We start from the raw sequence: 21,684 nt of genomic DNA, 5'->3' as shown, positions 1-21,684 counted from the left end.
GGCCGTCAGGGCGCGTCGACCCGGAACTCGACCGTCGTCACCGGGTTGTCGAACTCGCTCGTCCGCAGCGAGACCTGGAGCCGCCAGGTGCCGGGCGACGGGAGCACGACGTCGGAGGTGTAGGTCCCGGGGCCGACGTTCGTCAGCTCCACGGGGCCGAGATCGACCTCGTCCGACGCGAGTCGAGCCCGGGGTGCGTCGAACCCCTCGACGGGCGCGCCTGCGGAGTCGGTCAGCTCCAGGGTGAGCGTGTGGGGGCCCGGGATCAGCGGTGTGAGGCGGGCCTGCACGGCGACGTCGCCGAGCGTCGCGGTCTGGACGCTGTTGCGCTCCCGGCCGACAGCCGATGCCTCCGCCTGCGGGCTGCGATCGACCATGAACCCCGTGACGGCGAGCACCACGACGAGCACGGACGCCTCCGCCACCAGGGCCCGCACCAGCACGTCCGCGCCCGCTCGCCGCGTGCGCTGCCGGGTGCCCGCGCGGAACGCGGGCAGGAGGCGGTACCGGTTCCAGGCCGCGATCGCGACGGCGACCAGGGCGAACGCGACCTTGACCAGGAGCAGCCGGCCGTAGCCGGTGCTCACCAGGGCGTCCCAGGAGCCGACGATCCGCCAGGCGAGGACGGAGCCGGCGGCCACCAGGGCGACGACGACACCGGCCGCGAGACCGGAGAACCGGGCGAGGACCACGACGGCGGCGTCTCCGCGGTCGGCGAGCTCACGCAGGGTCAGCGCGAGGCCCACCAGGCCGCCGAGCCAGATGCTCCCCGCGAGCAGGTGCAGCATGTCGGCGCCGACCACCCACGCCTCCGGGGTCGCCGCGCGGGTGTGGCCCGTGAGGGCCGGCGCCACGACCGCGACGGCGCCGGCCACCAGGGCGGCGAGTCGTCGCGGCGCGGAGGAAGTCCCGCGACCGAGGAGCCCGACGGCCGCCGCGGTGCCGAGGACCACCGCGCCGGTCACGACGTACTCCGCCGTCGACACGCCGGCCCAGGTGCTGCTCCTCGTCAACGAGCCCACGCCGGCACCGAGCTGGTAGAGCACCGTCAGGGGCAGCGCGACGAGCCAGGCCACGGCGGTGGCGACGCCCGCGGCGCGGGCGACCGTGACGAGCCGGTGCCGGACGCGGCCCGTGAGCTGGTCGGCGGGCACGACGAGGAGGCAGAACGCGACGAGTCCGCTGGACAGCAAGAGGCCCGCGTAGCCGAGCCAGCGGGCCACGCTCAGCGCGAGGGGTGCCGCGGTCGTGCTCGTGGCGCTGCTCGGTGGGAGCGTGACGTCCGCGCTGGGGGCACCGACCGAGAAGGTGAGCGACCCGCTGACGGGATGACCGTCCTCGGACACCACCCGCCAGACGACCACGTAGGTTCCGGGGCCGACCTGCTCGGTCAGGCTGACCGCCAGCTCGGTCCCGGTGGCGGCCGCCGACGCCGCGACGGGAGCACCCTCCGCGTCGAACACCTGGGCACCGTCCGGCACGGCGGCGACCGCCTCGTCGAACGTGAGCCGGATCTGGTCCGGGGCCGCGTCGAGGACGTCACCCTCGACCGGGTCGCTGCTGATCAGCGTCGCGTGGGCGCTCGCCGGACCGGCCGGTCCCAGCAGCAGGACGGCGACGCCGACGAGCACCAGCAGGAGCCGTGCCGGCGAGCGACGCCCGATCACGTCCGGCGACGCTGCAGCACGAGCGCCGTCGCACCGAGCGCAACGCCGACCAGCCCGGCGACGAGGGCCGCGACGGTCCAGACGTCGGCCGACTCCCCCGCGGCACCGCTCGGCGCGGTCAGAGCGGCCTGGTCGGCGTCGACCGCGGAGGCCGCGTGGTGACCGTCCCCGTCCGCGGCGGTGAGGACGAACGCCGGCGCGGGCAGCTCGAGCTCGTCGGCGTCCTGCCCGTCCGCGGGGACCTCGATCCAGGCGGCCTCGCCCTGCTCGCACGTCTGGATGGTCGGAAACACCAGGGTCTCGCCCGCCAGGTCGGGCAGCCGCAGCGAGAGCTCGAGGACGTCGCGGTAGCCCTCCGGCAGCGGGGTGCCGGTGCGATAGGTCACGGAGGCGACGCGTTCGGTGATCTGCCGGCCGTGGCTGTCGGTGACGGCCGGGTCGAGCGTCTCCATCGTCGTGTCCACCTCCCACAGGGCGTTGCGGGTCGGTGTCACCGAGCTGATCTGCTCAGGGATCTGGATGGTGATCGCGGTGGTGGACGAGCCCGCGCACCCGTGCGGGACGCTCGCCTCGAGCACGGCGTAGGCCCCGGCCGCGGTGGTGGAAGGGGTGATGGTGATGTGGGCGGCGGCGGGCGTGGCCGCGCCGACGACGACGACAGCGGAGGCCGCGATCACCACCAGCCCCGCGGTGAGCCTCCGAGCTCCAGCGCCATCCCGCTTCATCCCGGTCCGATCTCGTCGTTGAGCCCGTCGCGACGCCACGGCGGCGCCCGGCCACTGAACCAGCGGGCCGAACCCATTGTCAAGTATGTGAACCTGGTGCATCCCGTTGAACCAGGAGGCGCAAACTCCTAGGATGGCGTTCATATCAGCGAACCATGGTCGTGCATGTGGACCACGCTCCCGATGAACAGCAGGAGAGGGAACCAATGCCCAACATCACCGTCGAGCTCCTCCGAGGCCGGACGCTCGAGCAGCGCCGGGCCTTCGCCCAGGCCGTGGCCGACAGCGCCGTCGAGCTCCTCGGCGCGCGCCGCCAGGACGTCCGCATGGTGTTCACCGAGATCACGCCCGACATCGTCGCCAACGGCGGCGTCCTGGCGAGCGAGGACGAGAGCCGCGCCGGAGTCGTCGCCGCGCTCGACAGCGGAGCCTGAGCAGACGAACGCAGAGCACGACGACGCGGGCCCGGAGGAGATTCCTCCGGGCCCGCGTCGTGGTCGCGCTACTTGATGACGGTGATGGTGAGGGCCTTCTCCACCTTCCTGGCCACGCTGCTGCCGTTGTAGGTCACCATGACGTCCAGCACGCCGACCGTGGTGGCCTTCGGGAGCTCGACGGCCACCCTGCCGTCCACCAGAGGGGCGGTGATCGAGACACCACCGGCGACCGCGACCGTGACCGTGCCGGTGACGAGCACGTCGTCATAGGCCAGCAGGGTCACGCTGACCGTGGGGCGCTTCCCCTTCTTCACCTCGGCGGGCGCCTTGACCTCCATGACCGGCAGGACCTTGCGCACCGTCACCGGCACGGTCCCTGTCGAGGCCGCGTGGGTCGGGTCCCCGGAGTACTGGAGTGCGAGCACGTGGTCCCCGGTCGGCAGGGACTTCGCCGGCAGCGGGATCGTGACCGAGCCCGCCGACACCGCGCCCGACCCGACGATGCGGTCTCCGAGGAGCACCGTGACCGTCCCCGTGGCCGTGGCCGGCGCGACCGTCGCGACGACGGCACCGGCCTTGCCGAAGGTGAAGGTCTTCGCCGTCCCGGTGACCGTGGTGGTCACCGGTCCGGGGTCGACGTCCGCCTCCACCGTGATGGTCACCGTCACCGGCGGCGAGGTGAGCGTCCCGTCGCTCGCCGTGTACGTGAAGGTGTCCGTGCCGGAGAACCCGGCGTCGGGGGTGTAGGTGAAGGACCCCGATGCCGCCAGCAGCAGGTCACCGTGGCTCGGCTGCGTGGCGCCGGTCGCCGTGAGCGGGTTGCCCTCGGCGTCGGTGTCGTTGGCCAGGACGCCCGGCGGAGCGACGAACAGGGCGTCGTCCTCGCTGGCCGTGTAGGAGTCGACGACCCCGACAGGAGCGGTGTTCGCGGGCGGCGGGCCGGCGAACAGCCCGTCGATCTGCTCCTCGGTCAGCGCGTAGCCGAACAGCTGGAACTCGTCGACGAGTCCGTCGAACCGTCCGTCCGGCCAGCTGGTGCCACCGATCAGGTTGGCGGTGGTGCTGCCGGCGACCCCGACGTCGCTCATGTCGAGCGTGAAGTCGGTCCGGGTGCCCCGCAGCTCACCGTCGAAGTAGATCTTCCCGGTGGTGCCGCTGTGCGTGTAGACCACGTGCGTCCACTGGTTCAGCGGCAGGTCGTTGCCGCCACCCAGCGTCAGGCGCTCCTGGTTGGCTGCCCCGGCCTTCTTGAAGGTCGCGGCGAACCCGGTGGCACCCGCGGCGTTGGTGTTCGACTGCAGCAGGAAGAACGTGTCCGTGCTGCTGCCGATCTGCACGAGCGGGACCCACCCCGGCAGGACGTCGGGCCGTGCCCACACCGACACGCTGAACTCGTCGTCCATGCCCGCCTGGACGTCGTCCGGCAGCCGCACGTGGTTGCCGGTGGCCGAGCCGCCACCGGGCAGGGACAGTGCGGGTCCGAACTTGCCGCCCGCTGCCCAGCCGGTGCTCCCCTGGAGCGTCGCCGCCCCGATCGACTGGTCCAGGCCGCTGTTGGCGGCCGTCGTGCCGGTCCCCTCGTCGAAGGCGTACCGGACGGGTACACCCGATCCCGGAGGTGGCCCCTGGACCGTGTGCGTGAGGGTCCCGGTCGAGTCCCGCCAGCCGTCGGCGGCCGTGAACCGGGCCTCGACCTGGTGGTCGCCCCGGGTCAGGGTGACGCCGGGGAACGTGGCCGTCCCCCCCGCCAGGGTCACCGTCGAGCCGACGGCGACGCCGTCGACCCACAGCGCGACCGTGCCGCCGGCGGGCTGGCCGTCCTCGCCCTCGACGGCGGCCGTGAAGGCCACCGGCTCCGCGAACGGCGACGGGGAGGCCGGGTCGGCCGTGAGCGTCGTCGTGGTGCGCAGCGCGGTGCCGTCGTCGTACAGGGCTGCCACGTCGTCCGCCGACAGCGTGGACGTGTAGAGGCGGACGTCGTCCATCAGCCCGTCGTACGCGGGGTCGGGGAACCCGTTGCGACCCAGCCAGTTGTTCGACGTGGGCCCGACGTCGGCCATGTCGATCGTGAGGTCGTTCCGGCTCGCGACCGCCACACCGTTCAGGAACAGCGTGCCGGTCGCGCCCTCGCGGGTGAACGCCACGTGGTTCCACTGGTCGGCGACGACGTCCTTGGTCGGCGTCGCGTAGACGCGTTCCTGCAGAGCGCTGCCCTTCGCCTTGAAGGTGGCCGCCAGGCCGGTGTTCCCCGCCGCCTGTGTCTGCATCTGGATCTGGAAGAAGCTGCCCGCCCCTTCCAGCCCGTCGCCGAGGTGGAACAGTCCGATCCAGTTCGCCTTGGTGTCGGGACGGACCCAGAACGAGGTGGAGAAGCTCTCCTCGCCCTGCAGCAGGTTGTCCGGCAGGTCCACGGCGTTCGCGTTGGAGCCGCCCGACAGGTCGAGCGCACCGCCGAGGGCACCGGCGGCGGACCAGCCGGCGTTGCCGGTCAGGGTCGCCGCCCCGACCGTGGAGTCGGTGCCCGTGTTGGCCGCCGAGGCGCCCTCGCCCTCCTCGAACTCGTAGTGGACCGGGACGTCGCCGACACCCGGGTCGACGCCGATGACGACGAGGTCGTCGATCACGAGGCCGGCACCCGCACCGGCGAGCGTGAGCGTCTCGGTGCGCGCCGTGGCCGTGAAGGTCCCGACGTACGTGCCGAACGTGATCGGTCCGCTGCTCTGCGACGGCGTGTCCGTCGTCGCCGTGAGCGTGGTGCTCAGGCTGCCGACCGACAGCGCGGCCGTCCCGGGTCCTGACCCGGCCGCCGACCGGCTGTCGCGTGCGTACCGCAGCGAGATCCGGTACTCACGGTCGGGCTCGAGGCCCGTGAGCGTGCGCTCGAGGCTTCCCGAGCCGCCCAGGGCGACGTGGTAGCCGGTGAGGCCGAGACCACCCTGGCCCGGCGCGGTGCCGCGCACGAGCTGGACCTGGCTGTCGACGGTCCACGGCGCCATCCGGCCGTTGCCCGCCGCCACGTCGATGACCGCGGCGGGGTTGCCGCCGCGCCAGTCGGCGGGCAGGCGCGGGTACTCGAACTGGTCGACGACCTGCGGGGTCCGCTTGTCCATCGCCACCTCGGGGTCGATGTCGACGATCGACGCGACCGACGGGGTGCCGTCCGCGTCGAAGACGAACAGCATGTACGCGCCCGGAGGGGCGTAGGTGCCGTCCTGCGGTGCCGTGATGGTGACCTCGCCCGAGCCGGGCACCTGGGTGAACTCCAGGTCCTGGAAGTTCTGGTCGTTGTTGAAACCGTGCGTCACCGACCCGTTGCGGACCAGGGTCACGCGAGAGACGTCACCGGACGTCCCGATCCCGAACGTGCCGTCGTAGCCGATGGCCTCGGGGGCGTCGGTGATCTCGGGCCGCTGCGCGAGCTCCTGGCCGTCGAACAGGTACGCCGGGGAGTAGTACTCCACGTCCGTGTAGCTGCGCGGACCGGGTGCACCGCCACCGCCGACCATCACGCGGCCGTCGGGCAGGAGCAACGCAGCGGAGTGGTAGAGCCGGGCGTGCTCGTACGGTGCCTCGACCGTCGTCCACTCCCCCGTCTCCGGGTCCCAGATCTCCGCGTTCGTGACGTACCCGCCGTTGCCGTTGTTCTCCCGGCCGCCGCCGGTGACCAGCACGTCACCGTCGGGCAGGACCGTCGAGGTCGCCCAGTGGCGCTGGTAGGCCATCGGCTCGGTCGGTGCGATGACGGGGTTGGCCGCGCCACCGGTGATGTCGACCGTGAAGCCGGCGCGCGCACCGTCCGGGCCGCCACCGTTGCCCCACCAGCCGCCGCCGACCTGCAGGATCTTGCCCGGGCGGTACATCGTGGCCGTCGAGGTCGCGCCGACGGGGTTGCCGTCGGCGCCCTGGTTGGCGATGCCGGCCGGCAGGGTGCCGCGCAGCGTGAGCTCGCCGGTGCCGTCGTTGCCGCTCGGGTCGAGCTCGAACATCTGCGTGCCGCTGATGTTGAACAGGGTGCCGCTGCCCGGGGTCACGAACGCCCGCGGGTACCACCAGCGGTTCTCGTCCGCACCCGCGTGGTCGGCGCCGCCGTCGCCGTACGCCACCGGGCTCCGGGCGCCGTCGAGGGTCTTCCAGCCGCTGCCCTCGTCGGGCGTGTAGATCTCGGGGGTGAGCACGCCGGGTCCGCCCGGACCGCCTCGGAGGCTGCCGCCCTGCACGACGATGTCGCCGTTCGGCATGGTCGTGCCGGTCGGGTACCAGCGCGGGAAGTTCATGGGCGCCTCGTTCTGGAGCCCGTTGTTGGTGGTGTAGCTGGTGACGCCGATGGCCGCGTCGTTGGGCGCGTTGCCGCCCAGCCCGTCGTCACCGCCGACCGTCATGGTCGAGTGGTCGTGCGGGTTCTGGACCTGCATGGAACAGAACAGGTCGGTGTACGTGGTGTTCGGCAGGATCCCGGTGCGCAGGTTCGCCAGCGTGCGCTCCTGGGCGGGGTCCCAGACGTCGACCTCCATCTGGCCGCCCTGCGTGATCGTGCTGTTGCCGGTCCAGTCGTACGGCGCGGCGTCGGTGCCCCAGCCGCCGACGCTGCCGAAGGACTGCACCGTGCCGTCGGAGGTGAGCGCCATGTTGATGGGCATCAGCGGCCACGGCGTGACGTCGCTCCAGGCGCCGCCCGCCTCCTTGGACGGAGCCGAGCAGTCGGCCTGCAGCAGACCGCTGGCGTAGGCGAGGCCGTTGCGCATCTGCGTGCGGATGACCGGCTCGGAGTACGCCGTGCCCTCGTGGCCCATCGCGGAGTACCAGGACCTGCCGGCGTCGATCTCCTGGCACCACGTGATCGGGTGCGAGGTGCCCTGCCGGCCGCCACCGTACGACGCCTCGTCCGCGAGGAGCAGGGTACGCACGTCGGGGGCGGGGTTGACCGTCCAGTCGTACCACTCGTCGCTGCGCGTGAAGCTCGTCGGGACCCCGGCCGTCAGCGGGTGCTGCACGTCGCTCACGACGACGCGGCCCGGGCGCACGGCGGGGTTCTCCGGGTGCCCCTCGGACATCGCGCCGACGAGGCGGGCGTAGAACGGGTTGACGTCGTGCTCGCTCTGCCCCACCGACCAGCCGGTGTAGTGCAGGCCCATGAACCCGCCACCGCCCCGGATGTAGCCCTCGAGCGCGGCGCGCTGGGCCGCGTCGAAGAGCACCCCACCGGTCTGGGCGAACACCATCGCGTCGACGGTCGCCAGGTTCGCGGTCGTGAACGCCGCGGGGTCCTCCGTCTCCTGGATCTCGAGGGTCTTGTCGTACTCGCCAGCCAGCTCGGTCGCCAGGTCGCGCACGGCCTGCCGCGCCTGCACGTGCGAGGCGTGGAAGTTCGGCTTGTAGAAGAGGAGGACCTTCAGCACGTCGTCGTCGACGGCCGCGGCTGCCGGGGCGGCCAGCGCGGGGACGGCGACGGCGAGTGCGGCGGCCAGCGCGACGAGGCGCAGGACCGAAGGTCGAGGACGAACAGATCGGCGTCGCAGGTTCATCGTTGATCCCTTGATCGTGGACTCAGACCGACTCAGGACGGAGCCGCAGGCGCACCAGCGGGTCTCGTCCTCAGGGAACGTACTGTCGGATATCGCACATATGCAAGAACCTGATCCTGATTTGTGAACAGAAACGTGAAATGGTTCAGATACATGAATCTCCGAGCCGTTTCCGGGCGCACGAACAGGCACGACGGACCCCCCGTCGTGCCTGCGGCGCGCCGGCGTCAGCCGGCGGTCGGGCGCCTCACCGGAGCTCGGCGATCACCGTCTTGAGCTCGGTGTAGTCGTCCAGCCCGAACGAACCGAGCTCACGCCCCCACCCCGACTGCTTGAACCCGCCACGCGGCAGCGTGACGTCGTCGGCGTGCCAGGTGTTGAGCCACACCGTGCCCGCGCGCAGCCGCGCACCGACGCGGTGGGCCGTCCCGATGTTGTTCGACCAGACCCCGGCAGCCAGGCCGTAGACCGTGTTGTTGGCGGCCGCGACGACCTCGTCCTCGGTGTCGAACGGGATCGCGGTCACGACAGGACCGAAGATCTCGTCGGTCTGCACCGCCATCTGCTCCGTGACCCCGGTGATCAGGGTCGGGCTGACGAAGAAGCCACGGTCGCGGGCAGGGTCGACGCTGCCGGCACTCAGCACGGCACCGTCGGCGACGGCACCGCGGATGTAGCCGAGCACCTTGTCGAACTGCTCCTGCGACACCAGCGGACCCATGTGGGCGCCCGGCTCGAAGCCGTCGCCCACCGTGATCGCGCGGGCCGCGGCGGCGACGCCGTCGACGACCTGGTCGAAGACCGCGCGCTGCACGTACAGCCGGGAGCCGTTGACGCAGCACTGGCCCTCGTTGAAGTAGCCACCGAGGACGGCACCGGCGATCGCGGCGTCGAGGTCGGCGTCCGCGAAGATGATGTTGGGCGCCTTCCCGCCGAGCTCGAGGGACACCTTCTTGAGGTTCACCGAGGCCGCGGCCGCGATCTTCTTGCCGACCTCGGTGCTCCCGGTGAACGCGACCTTGTCGACGCCGGGGTGGTCGACGAGCGCGGCACCCGCGTCGCCGTACCCGGGCAGGATGTTCACGACCCCTGCGGGGAGCCCGGCCTCGAGGAGCAGCTCGCCCAGCCGCAGCGCGGTCAGGGGGGTCTGCTCGGCGGGCTTGAGGATGACCGTGTTCCCCGCGGTGATCGCGGGGACGATCTTGAAGCAGGCCATGAGCAGCGGGAAGTTCCACGGCACGATCCCGGCGACGACGCCGATCGCCTCGCGGCGCGTGTAGGCGTGGAAGTCCCGGCCCGGCACCGACATCGGGATGGTGGTGCCCTCCATCTTGGTGGCCCACCCGGCGAAGTAGCGGAACAGCTCCGCGGCGGTCGCGACGTCCCCGTCCCGCGCCGCCTCGACCCGCTTGCCGTTGTCGAGCGCCTCGAGCTGGGCGAACTCGTCGGCGTGGGCCTCGATGAGGTCGCCGATGCGCCACAGCAGGTGCGAGCGGTCACGTGGCGTGAACCGGGACCACGGCGACGGCGACTCGAAGGCGTTGCGGGCCGCCGCGACCGCACGGTCGACGTCCACCGCGGACGCCTGGGCGACCTGGACGAGGACCTCCTCGGTCGACGGGTTCACCGTCGCGAAGGTCTTCCCGTCCTTGGCGTCCACCCACTCGCCGTCGATCAGCAGCTGCTTGGGCGAGGAGAGGAACGCGCGGACGGCGGGCAGGAGGGTGGAGCTGTCGAGCGACATGGTGGCCTTCCAGGAGATGTGGAGCGATGGAGTCTTTACTTGATGACCAGGACTTTCGACCGGTCGAGGGTCAGCGCCACCGCCACGATGATGATCGCGCCGTACAGGATCTGCTCGTAGGCCGACGACACGCCGACCGTGGACAGCCCGACCCGGAGCAGCGTGACCACCAGGGCCCCCGCCAGCGTCCGCCACAGGCTGCCGTGGCCCCCGGTGATCGCGGTGCCGCCGACGACGATCGCCGCGACCGCGGGCAGCAGCAGCGAGTCCGCCACGGTGGGGCTGCCGCTGTAGTTGCGCGCGACCAGCAGCACCGCCGCGAGCCCGGCGCAGGCACCCGAGACGCAGAACGCCCCGATCTTGACCGCGTCCACCGGCACGCCCCCCAGCCGGGCTGCGGACTCGGAGAAGCCCGTGGCCTTGATGTAGCTGTCCAGCGGGGTCACCTTGATCAGGAGCGCCAGCACCGCGACGAGCACGACGGCCACGACGACGGAGGTCGGGACGCGTCCCGCGACGTACAGGTTGGCCCAGCTGATCGCCGTGTCGTCGGTGACCGGCACCGTGCCGGCGGAGGACACCACGAGGGCGATGGCGGAGAAGACACTCATCCCGCCCAGCGTGACGATGAACGACGGGATGCGCAGGACGACGTGCAGGGTGCCCTGGAGCGCACCGATCGCGGCCGCCACGCCCACCACGGCGAGCGTGCTCAGACCACCGAGGCTGGGCAGCCACAGGGCGAGGAACACGCTCGACAGCGACGCCAGCGCCGCGATCGACAGGTCGATGCCGCCGCACAGCACCACGATGGTGGCCCCGGTCGCCAGCACCGCGAGCGGGGCCGCGGTGTTGATGACCGCGGTCAGGCTCCGCTCCGTCAGGAAGCCCGGGTCGGCGATGGCGAGAGCGACCACCAGGGCGACGAGGGCGATCACGGGCATGAACGACGTCAGGCGGGCACCGAGCGTCGGCCCACCCTTGACGGGGGTGTCCAGCGCGGGCTTGGTCATGACGGGGGTGCTCACACCATCTCCTTGACGAGGTCGAGCGGGGTCGGCTTGCCGCCCGACGGGCACGCGACCTCGGCGGTGATCCTGCCGTCGCTCATCACGACGATCCGGTCCGCCATGCCGATGGCCTCCTCGAGGCTGTCGGCGAGCAGCAGCGTGGCGACGCCGGTGTTCGCCAGCTCGCGCATGAGCTTGTAGACCTCGGACCGCGCCCCGATGTCGAGACCGCGGGTGGGGTGGTCGAGCAGGAGCAGCCGGATGTCGCCGCCCACCAGCCAGCGGGCCAGGACGACCTTCTGCTGGTTGCCGCCGGAGAGCCTCTGGATGGCGGTCCCCCGGTGCGGCGTGCGGATCGAGAGCCGCGAGATCCAGCTGTCGACGACCGACGCCTGCCGGACCGGTACGACCAGCGGCCCGACGCAGCGGACCCCCTGCTTGGTGAGGGTCATGTTGTCGGCCACCGACATGGGCCCGACCATGCCCTCGATCTTGCGCTCGGCGGGCACGTAGCCCACCCCGGCGGAGCACGCCGCGCGGCTGCCCGACAGGTCGAGCTTCTTCCCGTCGAGGGTGACCTCGCCGGACAGCGTCTCCTGCGCACCGAACAGCGCGCGGCACACGTCCTCGCGCCCTGAGCCGTGGACGCCGACGATCGCGAGGATCTCCCCCGCGGCGATGTCGAGGTCCACGTCGCGGAACGACGGACCGCTCAGGCCACGCACGGTGAGCCGCGGCCGCGGTTCCCCGGCGGGCCGCTCGATCGAGCTGTCGTGGTAGTGGTCGTCGGAGCCGGTCGACCCGATCATCAGGCGGTGCAGGTCGCCCGGGACGGCACCGGCCGTGGCGACGTCCCCGACGGACTGCCCACCGCGGAGCACCGTGACCCGGTCGCACACCTCGAGCACCTCGTCGAGACGGTGCGAGACGAAGATGACGGAGGCGAACTCGCGCAGCCGCCGGATCTGGGTGAACAGGGTCTCGACCTCGCCCGACTCCAGCACCGACGTGGGCTCGTCGAGGATGATCACCGGCGCGAACTTCGTGCGCTGCTCGATGCGCAGCACCTTGGCGATCTCCACCATCTGCCGGTCGGCGAAGGTGAGCGTGTCGGTGCGTGCCAGCGGGTCGATGGTCGACCCGATCTTGTCCAGCTGCTCCTGCGCGAGCCTGCGCATGGTGTCCCAGCGGTACAGGCCGCGCCGCACCCCGGGTCCCTCGCTGCCGAGCACGATGTTCTCGGCGGCGGTGAGGTTGGGCACCAGCGACTGCTCCTGGAACACCATGCCGACGCCGTGGTTCGCAGCGTCGACCACGCTGCGCATCCCGACCTTCTCGCCGCGCACGTAGATCTGTCCCGCGTCGGGCCGGACCAGACCTACGAGTGCCTTCAGCAGGGTCGACTTGCCGGCGCCGTTCTCCCCGGCGAGCCCCAGCACCTCGTTCTGGTTGACGTGGAAGTCGACGCCGTCGAGGGCCTTGACGCCCGGGTAGTGCTTGACCAGGCCGCGGACCTCGAGGGCCGGCAGCAGCGGGTCGGGCTGGTTCGTCATGTCGATGCTCACTTGACCACCTGGTTCCGGTGCCGCAACGGCGCGGCGGCTGCTGCCACGGCGATGACGACGATGAGTCCCTGCACGCCGCCCTGCCAGTACGGGCTGACGCCGATCTGCACGAGCCCGTTGGTCAGGACCACGATGAGCAGCACGCCGACGGTCGAGTGCAGGACGCCGCCGCGACCGCCCGTCAGCAGGGTGCCGCCGACGACGGCCGCGGTGATGGAGGAGAAGGTGAAGTCGGCGCCGGCCTGCACCAGCCCGGCGCCGAGCTGGCTGGTCACCATGACCGCGCCGAGCCCGTAGAACGCGCCGGCCAGGGTGAAGACCGCGACCTTGTACGGCGCGACCCGGACGCCCGACAGGGCCAGCACCTCCTCGGCACCGCCGACCGCGAACGCGTACCGACCGAGCCGGGTGTACCGCTGGATCAGCCAGCCGACGAGCACGCAGACGGCCGCGATCCAGGTGAGGTACGTGAACCCGAGCAGGCGGTCCGTCGCCCAGCTCTCCAGGGCGGCGTCGGCGATGTTGGGCTGGACCCCGGCGAAGAGCAGGATCGCGATGCCGAGCCCGATCGCCGAGACGCCGAGGGTGACCATGAACGACGGCACCTTCAGCGCCATGAGCAGCACCCCGCTCAGGCACCCGAGCGCGGCGCCGAGGGCGACGGCGATCACGATGCCGAGGAAGCCGAAGTCGTTGCCGTTGCGGTTGTTCTCCACCAGCAGCGCCACGGTGATGGCCGAGGCGGCCATCACCCCCGCGGCCGACAGGTCGATCGAGCCCATCAGCAGCACGAACGTGGCGCCACAGGTGACGACGGCCAGGACCGATGCCGCGTCGAGGATGTTCTGGAAGTTGCCCAGCGTGCGGAACTGCGCGCTGAGGAGTGAGAAGACGATCACGATCACCACGAGGGCGATCGGAGGACCGGCGTCCCGGAAGGACACCCCCCGCCGAGGCTGGGGGCGCGCCGCGACGACCTCGGCGGGGGATGTCACGGTCACGACAGCGGACCTGCCACACGGTTGAAGACGTTGTCGCACTCGAAGTCGGCGGGGTCGGTCTTCGGGGTCAGGTAGTCGGCGACGTTGTCGTCGGTGATGAGGAACTGCTCGGCGAAGAACGCGCGGTTGTCGTCCGCGATGTCCTCGACGGCCAGCTCACCGGTGGCGACGCAGTAGCCGATCGCCAGGCCGATGCCACCCTGCCACGGGCCGTCGCTCGAGACGGTCGCGGTCATGGTGCCGTCCTTGATGGCGGTCAGGGCGTCCGGGACGGCGTCGATGCCGACCACGGCGACGTCCGTGCGGCCGGCCTGCTCGAGCGCCTGGAGAGCGCCGAGGGCCATGTCGTCGTTGGCGGCCCAGATGCCCTTGACCTTGTCCCCGTGCTTGGTCAGCAGGGTCTCGGTGACGGCCAGCGCCTCCTGGCGGGAGAAGTTCGCGGTCTGCTGGTCGAGGAGCTCGACGCCCGTGTTCTCGGCGAGCGACTCCTCCAGGCCGGCGAACCGGTCCTTGGCCGCCCCGGTGTCGAGGATGCCCTGCAGCGCGATGATGCCGCCCTCGCCGCCGATCGCCTCGGCGAGCGCGTCGCCGATCTGCTTGCCGGACTCCACGCCGTTGTAGGTGATGTGGCTGAGCCAGGTGTCGTAGTCGAGCGGGCTGAGGTCGGCGGGCTTGTTCCACTGGGTGACCAGGAACGCGCCGGCCGTGTTCGAGGCCTCGACGATCGGCTTGGTGTCGGCGTCCCCGTTGGGCAGGACGTTGAGCACGAGGCAGTCCGTGTCGCCCGCGAGGACCTGGCGGATCTGCTCCTGCTGCTTGGTGGACTCGCCGTCGTAGGTGAGGCGCTGCTGCTCCAGCCCGACCGACTCGGCGAACGCGTCGCCGCCGTCGAGCCAGGACGCCTCGTAGGGGTTGGACTCGTTGCGGACCTGGCCGACGAGCTTGACGTCGGCGGGGTCGCACGATCCGGCGGCAGCGGCGCCACCGTCGTCGGCGCTGGACGCCTCGGTGCAGCCCGTGAGGGCGATGGATGCCAGCGACAGACCGATCAGCGCAAGGGCGGGGCGAGACGTGCGAATCATCGTTGATCCTCTTCTCTAGTGCCAGAAACTCCGGCGGGACATTTCCGAGAGGGTGGTGCGCGAGGCCGCGGGGGCGGCGTCAGGAACGTCGGGAGTGCCAGCTCGGTCAGCGCGCCATCCAGCCCCCGTCCACGACGAGGACGTGCCCGTTGACGTAGTCGGCCGCCGGGGAGCTCAGGAACACGGCCGCCCCGGCGACGTCCTGGGCGGTACCCCACCGTCCTGCCGGGATGCGCTCGAGGATCGAGCGCGCGCGGTCGGGGTCGTCGCGCAGCGGCTGGGTGTTGTCGGTCGCCATGTAGCCGGGCGCGATGGCGTTGACCTGCACGCCGCGCGGACCCCACTCGTTGGCGAGCGCCTTGGTGATGCCGGCGACCCCGTGCTTGCTGGCCGTGTAGGAGACGACGCGGACGCCGCCCTGGAACGACAGCAGGCTGGCGATGCTGACGATCTTCCCGTGGCCGCGCTCGACCATCGGCCGGCCGATGTGCTGGGTGAGGAAGAACAGTCCCGACAGGTTGACGTCGAGCACCGCGTTCCACGAGTCCTCGGTGACGTCGACCGCGTCGTGACGTTCGATGATCCCGGCGTTGTTCACGAGGATGTCGACCTCGTGCTCGGCGGAGATCTGCGCGCCGACGGTGGCGACCGCGGCGTGGTCGGCGAGGTCGAGCTCGACCACCGACACCTCGCGACCGAGGTCGCGGACCAGCTTCTCCGTGCCGGTCTGGCTGTCCGGGCGGCCGAGGAGCACCAGGTCGGCACCCGCCTGCGCGAGCCCGAGCGCCACGCCCTGGCCGAGGCCCCGACCGGCACCGGTCACGACGGCGCGCCTGCCGGACAGGTCGAAGGGCGACGCTGTCACAGCTCCTCCAGCGCGACGGGCGCGAGGTCCGTGTACTGCGTGTTCTCGCCGGACATCGCCCAGATGAAGGCGTAGGAGCTGGTGCCGGCACCGGCGTGGATGGACCACGGCGGCGAGATGACGGCCTGCCGGTTGCGCATCACGAGGTGCCGGGTGGCTCCGGGCCTGCCGAGGAAGTGGAAGACGCGGCTCTCGTCGGCCAGGTCGACGTAGAGGTAGACCTCGGTGCGGCGGTCGTGCAGGTGCGGCGGCAGCGTGTTCCACACCGAGCCGTCGGCGAGCACGGTGACGCCGAACTGCAGGGTGGCCGTCTGCAGCTCGGACCCCCAGGCGTAGCGGAACAGCGTCCGCTCGCTCGCGCCCGCGGCGGTGCCGATGTCCACCCCGCCGACCTCGTCGTGGATCAGCGCGGTGGTCGGGTACGTGGCACCCGCGGGCGCAGACACGAAGTAGAAGGCGGCGTCGGCGCCGGTGAAGGCGACCTCGCTGCCGCGACCGACGTACAGCCCGTCGAGGTGACCCAGCTCGAACTTCTCCCCGTCGACGAGGACGTGACCGGTCTCCCCGACGTTGACGACCCCGAGCTCACGACGAGCCAGGTGCGACGCGACGCCCAGCACCTCGGTCCAGGCCGGCAGCTCGAGGCGCTCGTGGCCGGGGACCGCTCCCCCGATGACCATCCGGTCGTCGTGCGTGTAGACCGCGTGCACCTCGCCGGTCTCGAACAGGTCCTCGACGAGGAAGTTCTCCCGCAGGTCCGCAGCGTGTGCCGTCTCCACGCTCGACGGTGACGTCGAATACCGGACCTGGATCACTTGTGCTCCTCGATTATGAACTGTGTTCGTCTATGTGAATCGAGAACGTACACGTGACCCGCTCGGAGGGTCAAGGGAGAGAAGTCCGTCCATATATGTGGACGAGCAGGTACAGTCGGGTACCAAGCCCCGAGCGTGCGAGACGCCCGGAAGATCAGGAGGCGTCTGCGATGCAGTCCGCGAACCCCACCGCCACGCTCGGCGCCGCCGGCCCCGTGAAGTCCGCCGCGCGCGCACTCGATCTGCTCGACGAGATCGCGGCCGGCGGCCCCGGGACGCAGCTGCAGCTGTCGACCCGCCTGAACATCCCCAAGAGCAGCCTCCACGCGCTCCTGAAGACGATGACCGACCGGGGCTGGCTCGAGACCGACCAGACCGGGAGCGTCTACCAGCTGGGGATCCACTCCCTCGTGGTCAGCTCCGCCTACCTCGCCGGAGACCCCGTCCTGTCCCGCGCGGCCGCGATCATGGACGAGATCTCGGGCGCGACCGAGGAGACCGTCAACCTGGGCCGGCTCGCCGGCGACCAGGTCATCTACACCGCGAAGAGGGAATCGGTGCATCCCCTGCGGATGCACTCCCCCGTCGGCCGTCGTCTCCCGGCGTTCTCCACGGCCCTCGGGCGCGCGATCCTGGCCGAGCGTCCCGCCGACGTCCGCGCGGGGCTCGTCCCCCACTCGATCGCGCGCATCACCGCCCAGACGGTGACCGACCGGGACTCCGTGCTCGAGATCATCGACGACGCGGCGCGGCTCGGCTACGCGACGGAGAGCGAGGAGTCCTGCATCGGGGTGCGCTGCTTCGGGGTCGCACTGCCGTTCGCGCGCCCCGCGGTCGACGGCGTGAGCGTCGCGGTGCCGATCAGCCGCCTGGCCGGTCGGGAGGATTTCATCATCGAGACGCTCCTGAGCGTCAAGGCGCGACTGTCACCCGAGTACGAGCACAGCATGGTCCGCTGAGCGGATCAGACGTCCTCGCCCTCAGCGGGCTCGCTGGCGTGCTCACGCACGTCGCCCCCCTCGGCACCCGCCGTCCCCTCGGCACCCTCGGCCGGTTCGGTGGCGTGCTCGCGCGTCTCGTCGTCCGGGACCGGGGTGTCGGTGCTCATGTCTGTCTCCTCCTGCGAGAGCCGGCGTTCCTGGCGACCGTACGCCCGGGACGACGACCCGGCCTGGCGAGCGCTCCGCCGCCTCAGGCGACGTAGGCGAGCAGGACCGGGGACTCGAGGCCCGACCACGTGCCGGTGAGGGTGGACTCGTGGTCGCTGGGAGCCGCCTGCGGGTCGAGACGACGGCACAGGACGATGCGCAGGGCTGCCGACAGGTCCAGGACGGTCGTCGATCCGTCCGAGGACACGCTCACGTCGCCGAGAGCCGGGACGTCACCCGAACGAGAGCCGCTCCCGGTCACGCGCATGCTCGGTTCGCGCGGGGTGTCGGTGCCCTCGACGAGTTCCTCGGCCTGGGTGACGCCCGCCAGCAGCACGGAGGCGAGCACCCCCGCATAGACCGGGTCCCCCGTCGCGTCGTAGATCCAGCGCTTCCCGAGCACCGAGTGCTCCATGGTGCAGATCAGGAACTCTTCCGCTTCGTCCAGCGGGGCGCCGCGATAGGTCAGCGGAACCTGCAGCAGGTGCCCGTCGGGGGTCGACAGGACATGCGTCTCGATGCCGACCTCGCCCTCCGGGTCGTCGAACCGGTACGCACCGACGAGCCCGATCTCCGGCTCCCCCCACGGCTGGCTCGGGACCCAGTCGGCGAGCAGCTCGGCCTTGGTCGGACGGATGGTGGCGCGGTGGAGGAGGGCCATCGGCCGACCCTAGCGCGAGAGGATCTGATCGGTTGGGCCTCAGCCCTGTGGCCCTCCGCGACCATGCGCAGGCACCCCGACGGCACCGCGGTCGTCCCACGGGACCCCCGCCGGGTCAGCGCCCCAGCCATCCCCCGTCGACCGGGATGACCGCGCCGTGCACGTAGTCGGCCGCCGACGACGCCAGGAACACGACGGCGCCCCCGAGGTCCGCCGCGTCGCCCCACCGCCCGGCCGGGATGCGCTCGAGGATGGCGGCGGAGCGTGCCGGGTCAGCACGCAGCGCCGACGTGTTGTCGGTGGCGATGTACCCCGGTGCGATGGCGTTGACGTTCACGCCGAGCGCGGCCCACTCGTTGGCGAGCGCCTTCGTCAGCCCGGCGATGCCGGACTTCGCCGCGGTGTATCCCGGCACGTTGATCCCGCCCTGGAAGCTCAGCAGGCTCGCGGTGAAGATCACCTTGCCGCGCCCGCGCGCCAGCATGGGCCGCGCCACCAGCTGCGTCAGCACGAACTGGCTCGTGAGGTTGACCTCGAGCACCCGGTCCCAGTCGTCGACCGGATGGTCGATGGCAGGTGTGCGCGCGATCGTCCCCGCGTTGTTGACCAGGATGTCCGGAGCCCGCGCGGCCAGGGCTGTGCCCAGGTCGACCACCGCGGCCCGGTCCGCGAGGTCGACGGCGTACCCGTCGAACTGTTTGCCCGCACCGCGCACCGCGTCCTCGACCGCACTCCCGGCCGAGGGCATCGACGAGCTGACCCCGATGATGTCGGCGCCCGCCTCGGCCAGCGCGAGCGCCATGGCGAACCCGATCCCGCGGCTCGCACCCGTGACGACCGCGGTCGTGCCCGTGAGGTCGAAGGGCGAGGTCATCGTGCGGCCTGGACGTCGACGAGGATCTTCATGGCGCGGCCCGCGGCCAGGTCGTCGAGCGCCGTCGCGACCTCCGCGAGCGGGACGGTGCGCGTGATGAGGCCCTCGACCGGCAGAGCGTTCGACCGCAGCAGCTCGACCGCCGTGTCGAAGTCCCGTCGTTGGTAGACCCGGGCGCCCACGAGCTCGAGCTCGCGCCAGAACACCCGCTGCAGGTCGACCGCGCGCGGCTCGCTGTGGATCGCGACGACGACGACCCGTCCCCGGACCCTCGCCAGGCCGGTCATGAGCGCGACGGCGGCCGGCGCTCCCGACACCTCGAAGACCACGTCCGCCCCGGCACCGTCCGTCCACTGCTCCACCCATGCGGCGACGTCGTGCTCCGCCGGGTCGGGGGCCGTGAAGCCCAGCTCCCGGACGAGCTCACGCCGGACGCCGTCGGGTTCGATGACGACGAGCTCCGCGCCGACGTCCCGGGCGACGCACGCGATGAGGGTGCCGATGGGCCCACCCCCGAGGACGACGACCCGCGAGCCGCGCTCGACCCCGCCCCGACGGACGTCGTGCACCGCGACGGCGACCGGTTCGACGAGCGCGGCGGTGTGCAGGTCCGTACCCTCGGGCAGCCGGACGAGCGTCTGCGCCGGGACGTTCCAGAGGGCCTGGAGTGCACCGGGTGAGTCGATGCCGATGAACGTCAGGTTCTGGCAGACGTGGGAGTTGCCCGCCCGGCACGCCGGGCAGGTGCCGTCCCACAGCAGGGGCATCACGGTCACGAGGTCGCCGGAGGACCAGCCCTCGACGTCGGCGCCGACGGACTCGACCGTCCCGCTCATCTCGTGGCCGAAGACGAGCGGGGTGCGTACGCGCCGGTCCATGTGCCCGTGCGCGATGTGCAGGTCCGTGCCGCACAGTCCGACGAACGCGACGCGCACCTGCACCTGGCCGGCAGGCGGGGGCGCGAAGGTCGTGCTGACGATCTCGACCGTTGCGTCGCCTAGATATGCAGCGCTGAGCACGATGCGTGTCCTCCGGGGTCTGTTCGGCGGACCCGACCCTCGTTGGTCACGATCCGATGTCGGACTCTACCGGACAATTGAGCAAACGTCACATGTATGATCTACTGCTCCTCGCCGGTCCCGCCCATTGCTGGGACGCCTGTTTCTCCAAGGAAGAAGGAACTGGGACACATGACCAGACAGCCCTCGCGCGCCGTCCTCAGGCAGCCCCGTCACCTCCTGGTAGCGGCCGCGGTCGCAGCCTCGCTCCTGACCGTCAGCGCCTGCTCGGGATCCTCGGACGAGGGCGGCTCGGACGGCTCGACGGACGCCTACGGGTTCGACGCGGTCGAGCAGGATCCCTCCGCGCCGATCACCGTCTGGGTGGACGCGTCCCGCCAGCCCGCGGTGGACGCCTTCGAGGAGGCGAACCCGGACGTGAAGCTGAACGTGGAGACGTACGACGGAGGAGCGGACGGCTCCGGTTCCTTCCAGACCAAGATCGAAGCCTTCAACCAGGCCGGCAGCGGGTGGCCCGACGTGGTGTTCTCGACGCAGAACAACGACGCCGCGTGGGCCAGCCAGGGCACCGAGCCGTTCGCGGCACCGGTCGACAAGGGCCTCTTCGACAGCTCGTTCCTGGACGGCTTCACCGAGGGTGCCCTCGCACCGCTGACCGTCGACGGCACCGTGTACGGGCTGCGCAACGACCTTGCGCCCACGGTCGCGTGGTATGACAAGTCGCTCATGGACCAGTTCGGCTACACGCCTCCCACGACGTGGGAGGAGTACGAGGCGCTGGGCACGACGGTCGCGACCGAGCACCCCGGCTACATCGTCGGCGCCATCGGCGACTCCTGGACCCCCGAGGTGTACTTCTGGGGCGGCCAGGCCCCGATGAACACGGTGACCGGTGCCGACGAGTTCAGCGCCGACGCGTCCGACCCGAAGACGGTCGCCATGGCCGAGGTGCTCGACGGACTCAACGACGCAGGTGTGCTCGCCCAGGAGAGCGTCTTCAGCCCCGAGTTCCTGCAGAAGCACGCCGGCAAGGTGCTCATGCTCCCCGGACCGGTCTGGTACTCCGGTGCCCTGTTCCAGAACGCGGACTCGCTGAACGCGGCACCCGGCACGATGACCGCGGGCGTGCCGCTCTCGTGGGACGGTGAGGACCCGGCCGCCGGCAACGTCGGTGGCGGGACCTGGTTCGTGTCCCAGCACTCCGCCAACCTCGAGGCGGCCAAGGAGTTCCTGACGTTCGTCACCAGCGACGACCGGTACCAGGTCGACCTCGCCCCGGGCCTGCCCGCCTACTCGGCCGCGGCCGACAAGTGGCTCGCCAAGCAGGCGGAGGCGAACTTCTTCACCTCGGACTTCGTCGACAACGTCGGCACGGCCGCCACGATGGTCTGGGACGGCTGGGGCTACCCGAGGTTCAGCCAGGAGTCGGTCTGGGCGAAGGCGGTCACGCCCGAGCTCGCCGGCGGCGAGAGCCTGGTCGACCTGCTTCCGACGTGGGAGACGGCGCTGAAGAACGAGGCCCAGGCGAACGGCTACAAGGTCAGCTGAC

At 71.4% G+C, this 21,684-nt stretch carries 17 protein-coding genes; 3 read left to right on the top strand and 14 right to left on the bottom strand.

Going from position 1 to position 21,684, the window contains the following annotated elements; genetic code table 11:
• Nucleotides 1-5: 5 nt before the first annotated feature.
• Nucleotides 6-1,667 carry a copper resistance protein CopC gene (locus tag ASD16_RS04205; RefSeq protein ID WP_200942831.1) on the bottom strand — a complete coding sequence of 554 codons (1,662 nt, stop codon included), beginning with the start codon at nt 1,665-1,667 and terminating at the stop codon, nt 6-8.
• Nucleotides 1,664-2,392, bottom strand: a complete 729-nt coding sequence (locus ASD16_RS04200; protein WP_162250276.1) for a YcnI family protein — start codon at nt 2,390-2,392, stop codon at nt 1,664-1,666. The genes ASD16_RS04205 and ASD16_RS04200 overlap by 4 nt, the downstream gene beginning before the upstream one ends.
• A 206-nt stretch (nt 2,393-2,598) precedes the next feature.
• Between ASD16_RS04200 and ASD16_RS04195 the strand changes: the two genes are divergently transcribed.
• Nucleotides 2,599-2,826, top strand: coding sequence for a tautomerase family protein (locus ASD16_RS04195; RefSeq protein ID WP_055913218.1), 228 nt, complete (start codon nt 2,599-2,601; stop codon nt 2,824-2,826).
• A gap of 68 nt (nt 2,827-2,894) precedes the next feature.
• On the opposite strand, the gene ASD16_RS04190 is transcribed toward ASD16_RS04195, so the two are convergent.
• From ASD16_RS04190 to kduI, 8 genes are all read right to left on the bottom strand, one after another.
• Nucleotides 2,895-8,351, bottom strand: coding sequence for a LamG-like jellyroll fold domain-containing protein (locus ASD16_RS04190; protein ID WP_055913215.1), 5,457 nt, complete (start codon nt 8,349-8,351; stop codon nt 2,895-2,897).
• 247 nt (nt 8,352-8,598) lie between these two features.
• On the bottom strand, nt 8,599-10,095 hold the full coding sequence (locus tag ASD16_RS04185; RefSeq protein ID WP_055913212.1) for an aldehyde dehydrogenase family protein: 1,497 nt from the start codon (nt 10,093-10,095) through the stop codon (nt 8,599-8,601).
• Between the two features lie 35 nt (nt 10,096-10,130).
• Complete coding sequence (locus tag ASD16_RS04180; protein WP_055913209.1) at nt 10,131-11,123, bottom strand: ABC transporter permease; 993 nt, start codon at nt 11,121-11,123, stop codon at nt 10,131-10,133.
• Entirely contained in the window at nt 11,120-12,670 is a 1,551-nt protein-coding gene (locus ASD16_RS04175) for a sugar ABC transporter ATP-binding protein (RefSeq protein ID WP_235523102.1), read from the bottom strand. Before ASD16_RS04175 ends, ASD16_RS04180 begins: the two co-directional genes overlap by 4 nt.
• The gene (locus ASD16_RS04170; RefSeq protein WP_235523101.1) at nt 12,667-13,671 is read right to left on the bottom strand and encodes an ABC transporter permease; all 1,005 of its coding nucleotides are present in this window, start codon (nt 13,669-13,671) and stop codon (nt 12,667-12,669) included. The genes ASD16_RS04175 and ASD16_RS04170 overlap by 4 nt, the downstream gene beginning before the upstream one ends.
• Complete coding sequence (locus ASD16_RS04165; RefSeq protein ID WP_055913203.1) at nt 13,668-14,753, bottom strand: sugar ABC transporter substrate-binding protein; 1,086 nt, start codon at nt 14,751-14,753, stop codon at nt 13,668-13,670. Before ASD16_RS04165 ends, ASD16_RS04170 begins: the two co-directional genes overlap by 4 nt.
• A 106-nt stretch (nt 14,754-14,859) precedes the next feature.
• A complete protein-coding gene (kduD, locus tag ASD16_RS04160; protein ID WP_055913200.1) occupies nt 14,860-15,618 on the bottom strand; it encodes a 2-dehydro-3-deoxy-D-gluconate 5-dehydrogenase KduD in 759 nt (252 codons plus the stop codon).
• Nucleotides 15,615-16,397, bottom strand: coding sequence for a 5-dehydro-4-deoxy-D-glucuronate isomerase (gene kduI / locus ASD16_RS04155; RefSeq protein WP_235523100.1), 783 nt, complete (start codon nt 16,395-16,397; stop codon nt 15,615-15,617). The genes kduD and kduI overlap by 4 nt, the downstream gene beginning before the upstream one ends.
• 206 nt (nt 16,398-16,603) lie before the next feature.
• On the opposite strand from kduI, the gene ASD16_RS04150 reads away from it, so the two are divergent.
• Nucleotides 16,604-17,392 (top strand): IclR family transcriptional regulator, encoded by a 789-nt coding sequence (locus tag ASD16_RS04150; protein WP_055913194.1) that lies wholly within the window; start codon nt 16,604-16,606, stop codon nt 17,390-17,392.
• A gap of 5 nt (nt 17,393-17,397) precedes the next feature.
• On the opposite strand, the gene ASD16_RS21655 is transcribed toward ASD16_RS04150, so the two are convergent.
• The 4 genes from ASD16_RS21655 to ASD16_RS04135 all read right to left on the bottom strand — a co-directional run bounded on the left by ASD16_RS21655 (nt 17,398) and on the right by ASD16_RS04135 (nt 20,135).
• A complete protein-coding gene (locus tag ASD16_RS21655; RefSeq protein ID WP_157453785.1) occupies nt 17,398-17,541 on the bottom strand; it encodes a hypothetical protein in 144 nt (47 codons plus the stop codon).
• 83 nt (nt 17,542-17,624) lie between these two features.
• On the bottom strand, nt 17,625-18,242 hold the full coding sequence (locus ASD16_RS04145; protein ID WP_055913191.1) for a hypothetical protein: 618 nt from the start codon (nt 18,240-18,242) through the stop codon (nt 17,625-17,627).
• Between the two features lie 115 nt (nt 18,243-18,357).
• On the bottom strand, nt 18,358-19,116 hold the full coding sequence (locus ASD16_RS04140) for an SDR family oxidoreductase (protein WP_055913188.1): 759 nt from the start codon (nt 19,114-19,116) through the stop codon (nt 18,358-18,360).
• Nucleotides 19,113-20,135: a zinc-binding dehydrogenase gene (locus ASD16_RS04135; protein ID WP_055913185.1), complete on the bottom strand. Its 1,023-nt coding sequence runs from the start codon at nt 20,133-20,135 to the stop codon at nt 19,113-19,115. Before ASD16_RS04135 ends, ASD16_RS04140 begins: the two co-directional genes overlap by 4 nt.
• Before the next feature lie 171 nt (nt 20,136-20,306).
• Here ASD16_RS04135 and ASD16_RS04130 point away from each other — a divergent pair, with 171 nt between their 5' ends.
• On the top strand, nt 20,307-21,683 hold the full coding sequence (locus ASD16_RS04130; RefSeq protein ID WP_055913182.1) for an ABC transporter substrate-binding protein: 1,377 nt from the start codon (nt 20,307-20,309) through the stop codon (nt 21,681-21,683).
• The last annotated feature ends 1 nt before the right edge of the window (nt 21,684 follow it).

It is taken from the genome of Cellulomonas sp. Root485 (genome assembly GCF_001426705.1).
In the GTDB taxonomy this organism is placed as follows: domain Bacteria; phylum Actinomycetota; class Actinomycetes; order Actinomycetales; family Cellulomonadaceae; genus Cellulomonas.
Note: the sequence above shows the minus strand (reverse complement) of the source record. Positions and strands in the feature narration are given on the sequence as shown.

Bases quoted from the DNA above. Each gene is read 5' to 3' on its own strand.
- ASD16_RS04150 (WP_055913194.1), top strand. From the start codon at position 16,604: ATGCAGTCCGCGAACCCCACCGCCACGCTCGGCGCCGCCGGCCCCGTG.
- ASD16_RS04145 (WP_055913191.1), bottom strand. From the start codon at position 18,242: ATGGCCCTCCTCCACCGCGCCACCATCCGTCCGACCAAGGCCGAGCTG.
- ASD16_RS21655 (WP_157453785.1), bottom strand. From the start codon at position 17,541: ATGAGCACCGACACCCCGGTCCCGGACGACGAGACGCGCGAGCACGCC.
- ASD16_RS04130 (WP_055913182.1), top strand. From the start codon at position 20,307: ATGACCAGACAGCCCTCGCGCGCCGTCCTCAGGCAGCCCCGTCACCTC.
- ASD16_RS04140 (WP_055913188.1), bottom strand. From the start codon at position 19,116: ATGACCTCGCCCTTCGACCTCACGGGCACGACCGCGGTCGTCACGGGT.
- ASD16_RS04195 (WP_055913218.1), top strand. From the start codon at position 2,599: ATGCCCAACATCACCGTCGAGCTCCTCCGAGGCCGGACGCTCGAGCAG.
- ASD16_RS04165 (WP_055913203.1), bottom strand. From the start codon at position 14,753: ATGATTCGCACGTCTCGCCCCGCCCTTGCGCTGATCGGTCTGTCGCTG.
- ASD16_RS04200 (WP_162250276.1), bottom strand. From the start codon at position 2,392: ATGAAGCGGGATGGCGCTGGAGCTCGGAGGCTCACCGCGGGGCTGGTG.
- ASD16_RS04185 (WP_055913212.1), bottom strand. From the start codon at position 10,095: ATGTCGCTCGACAGCTCCACCCTCCTGCCCGCCGTCCGCGCGTTCCTC.
- ASD16_RS04190 (WP_055913215.1), bottom strand. From the start codon at position 8,351: ATGAACCTGCGACGCCGATCTGTTCGTCCTCGACCTTCGGTCCTGCGC.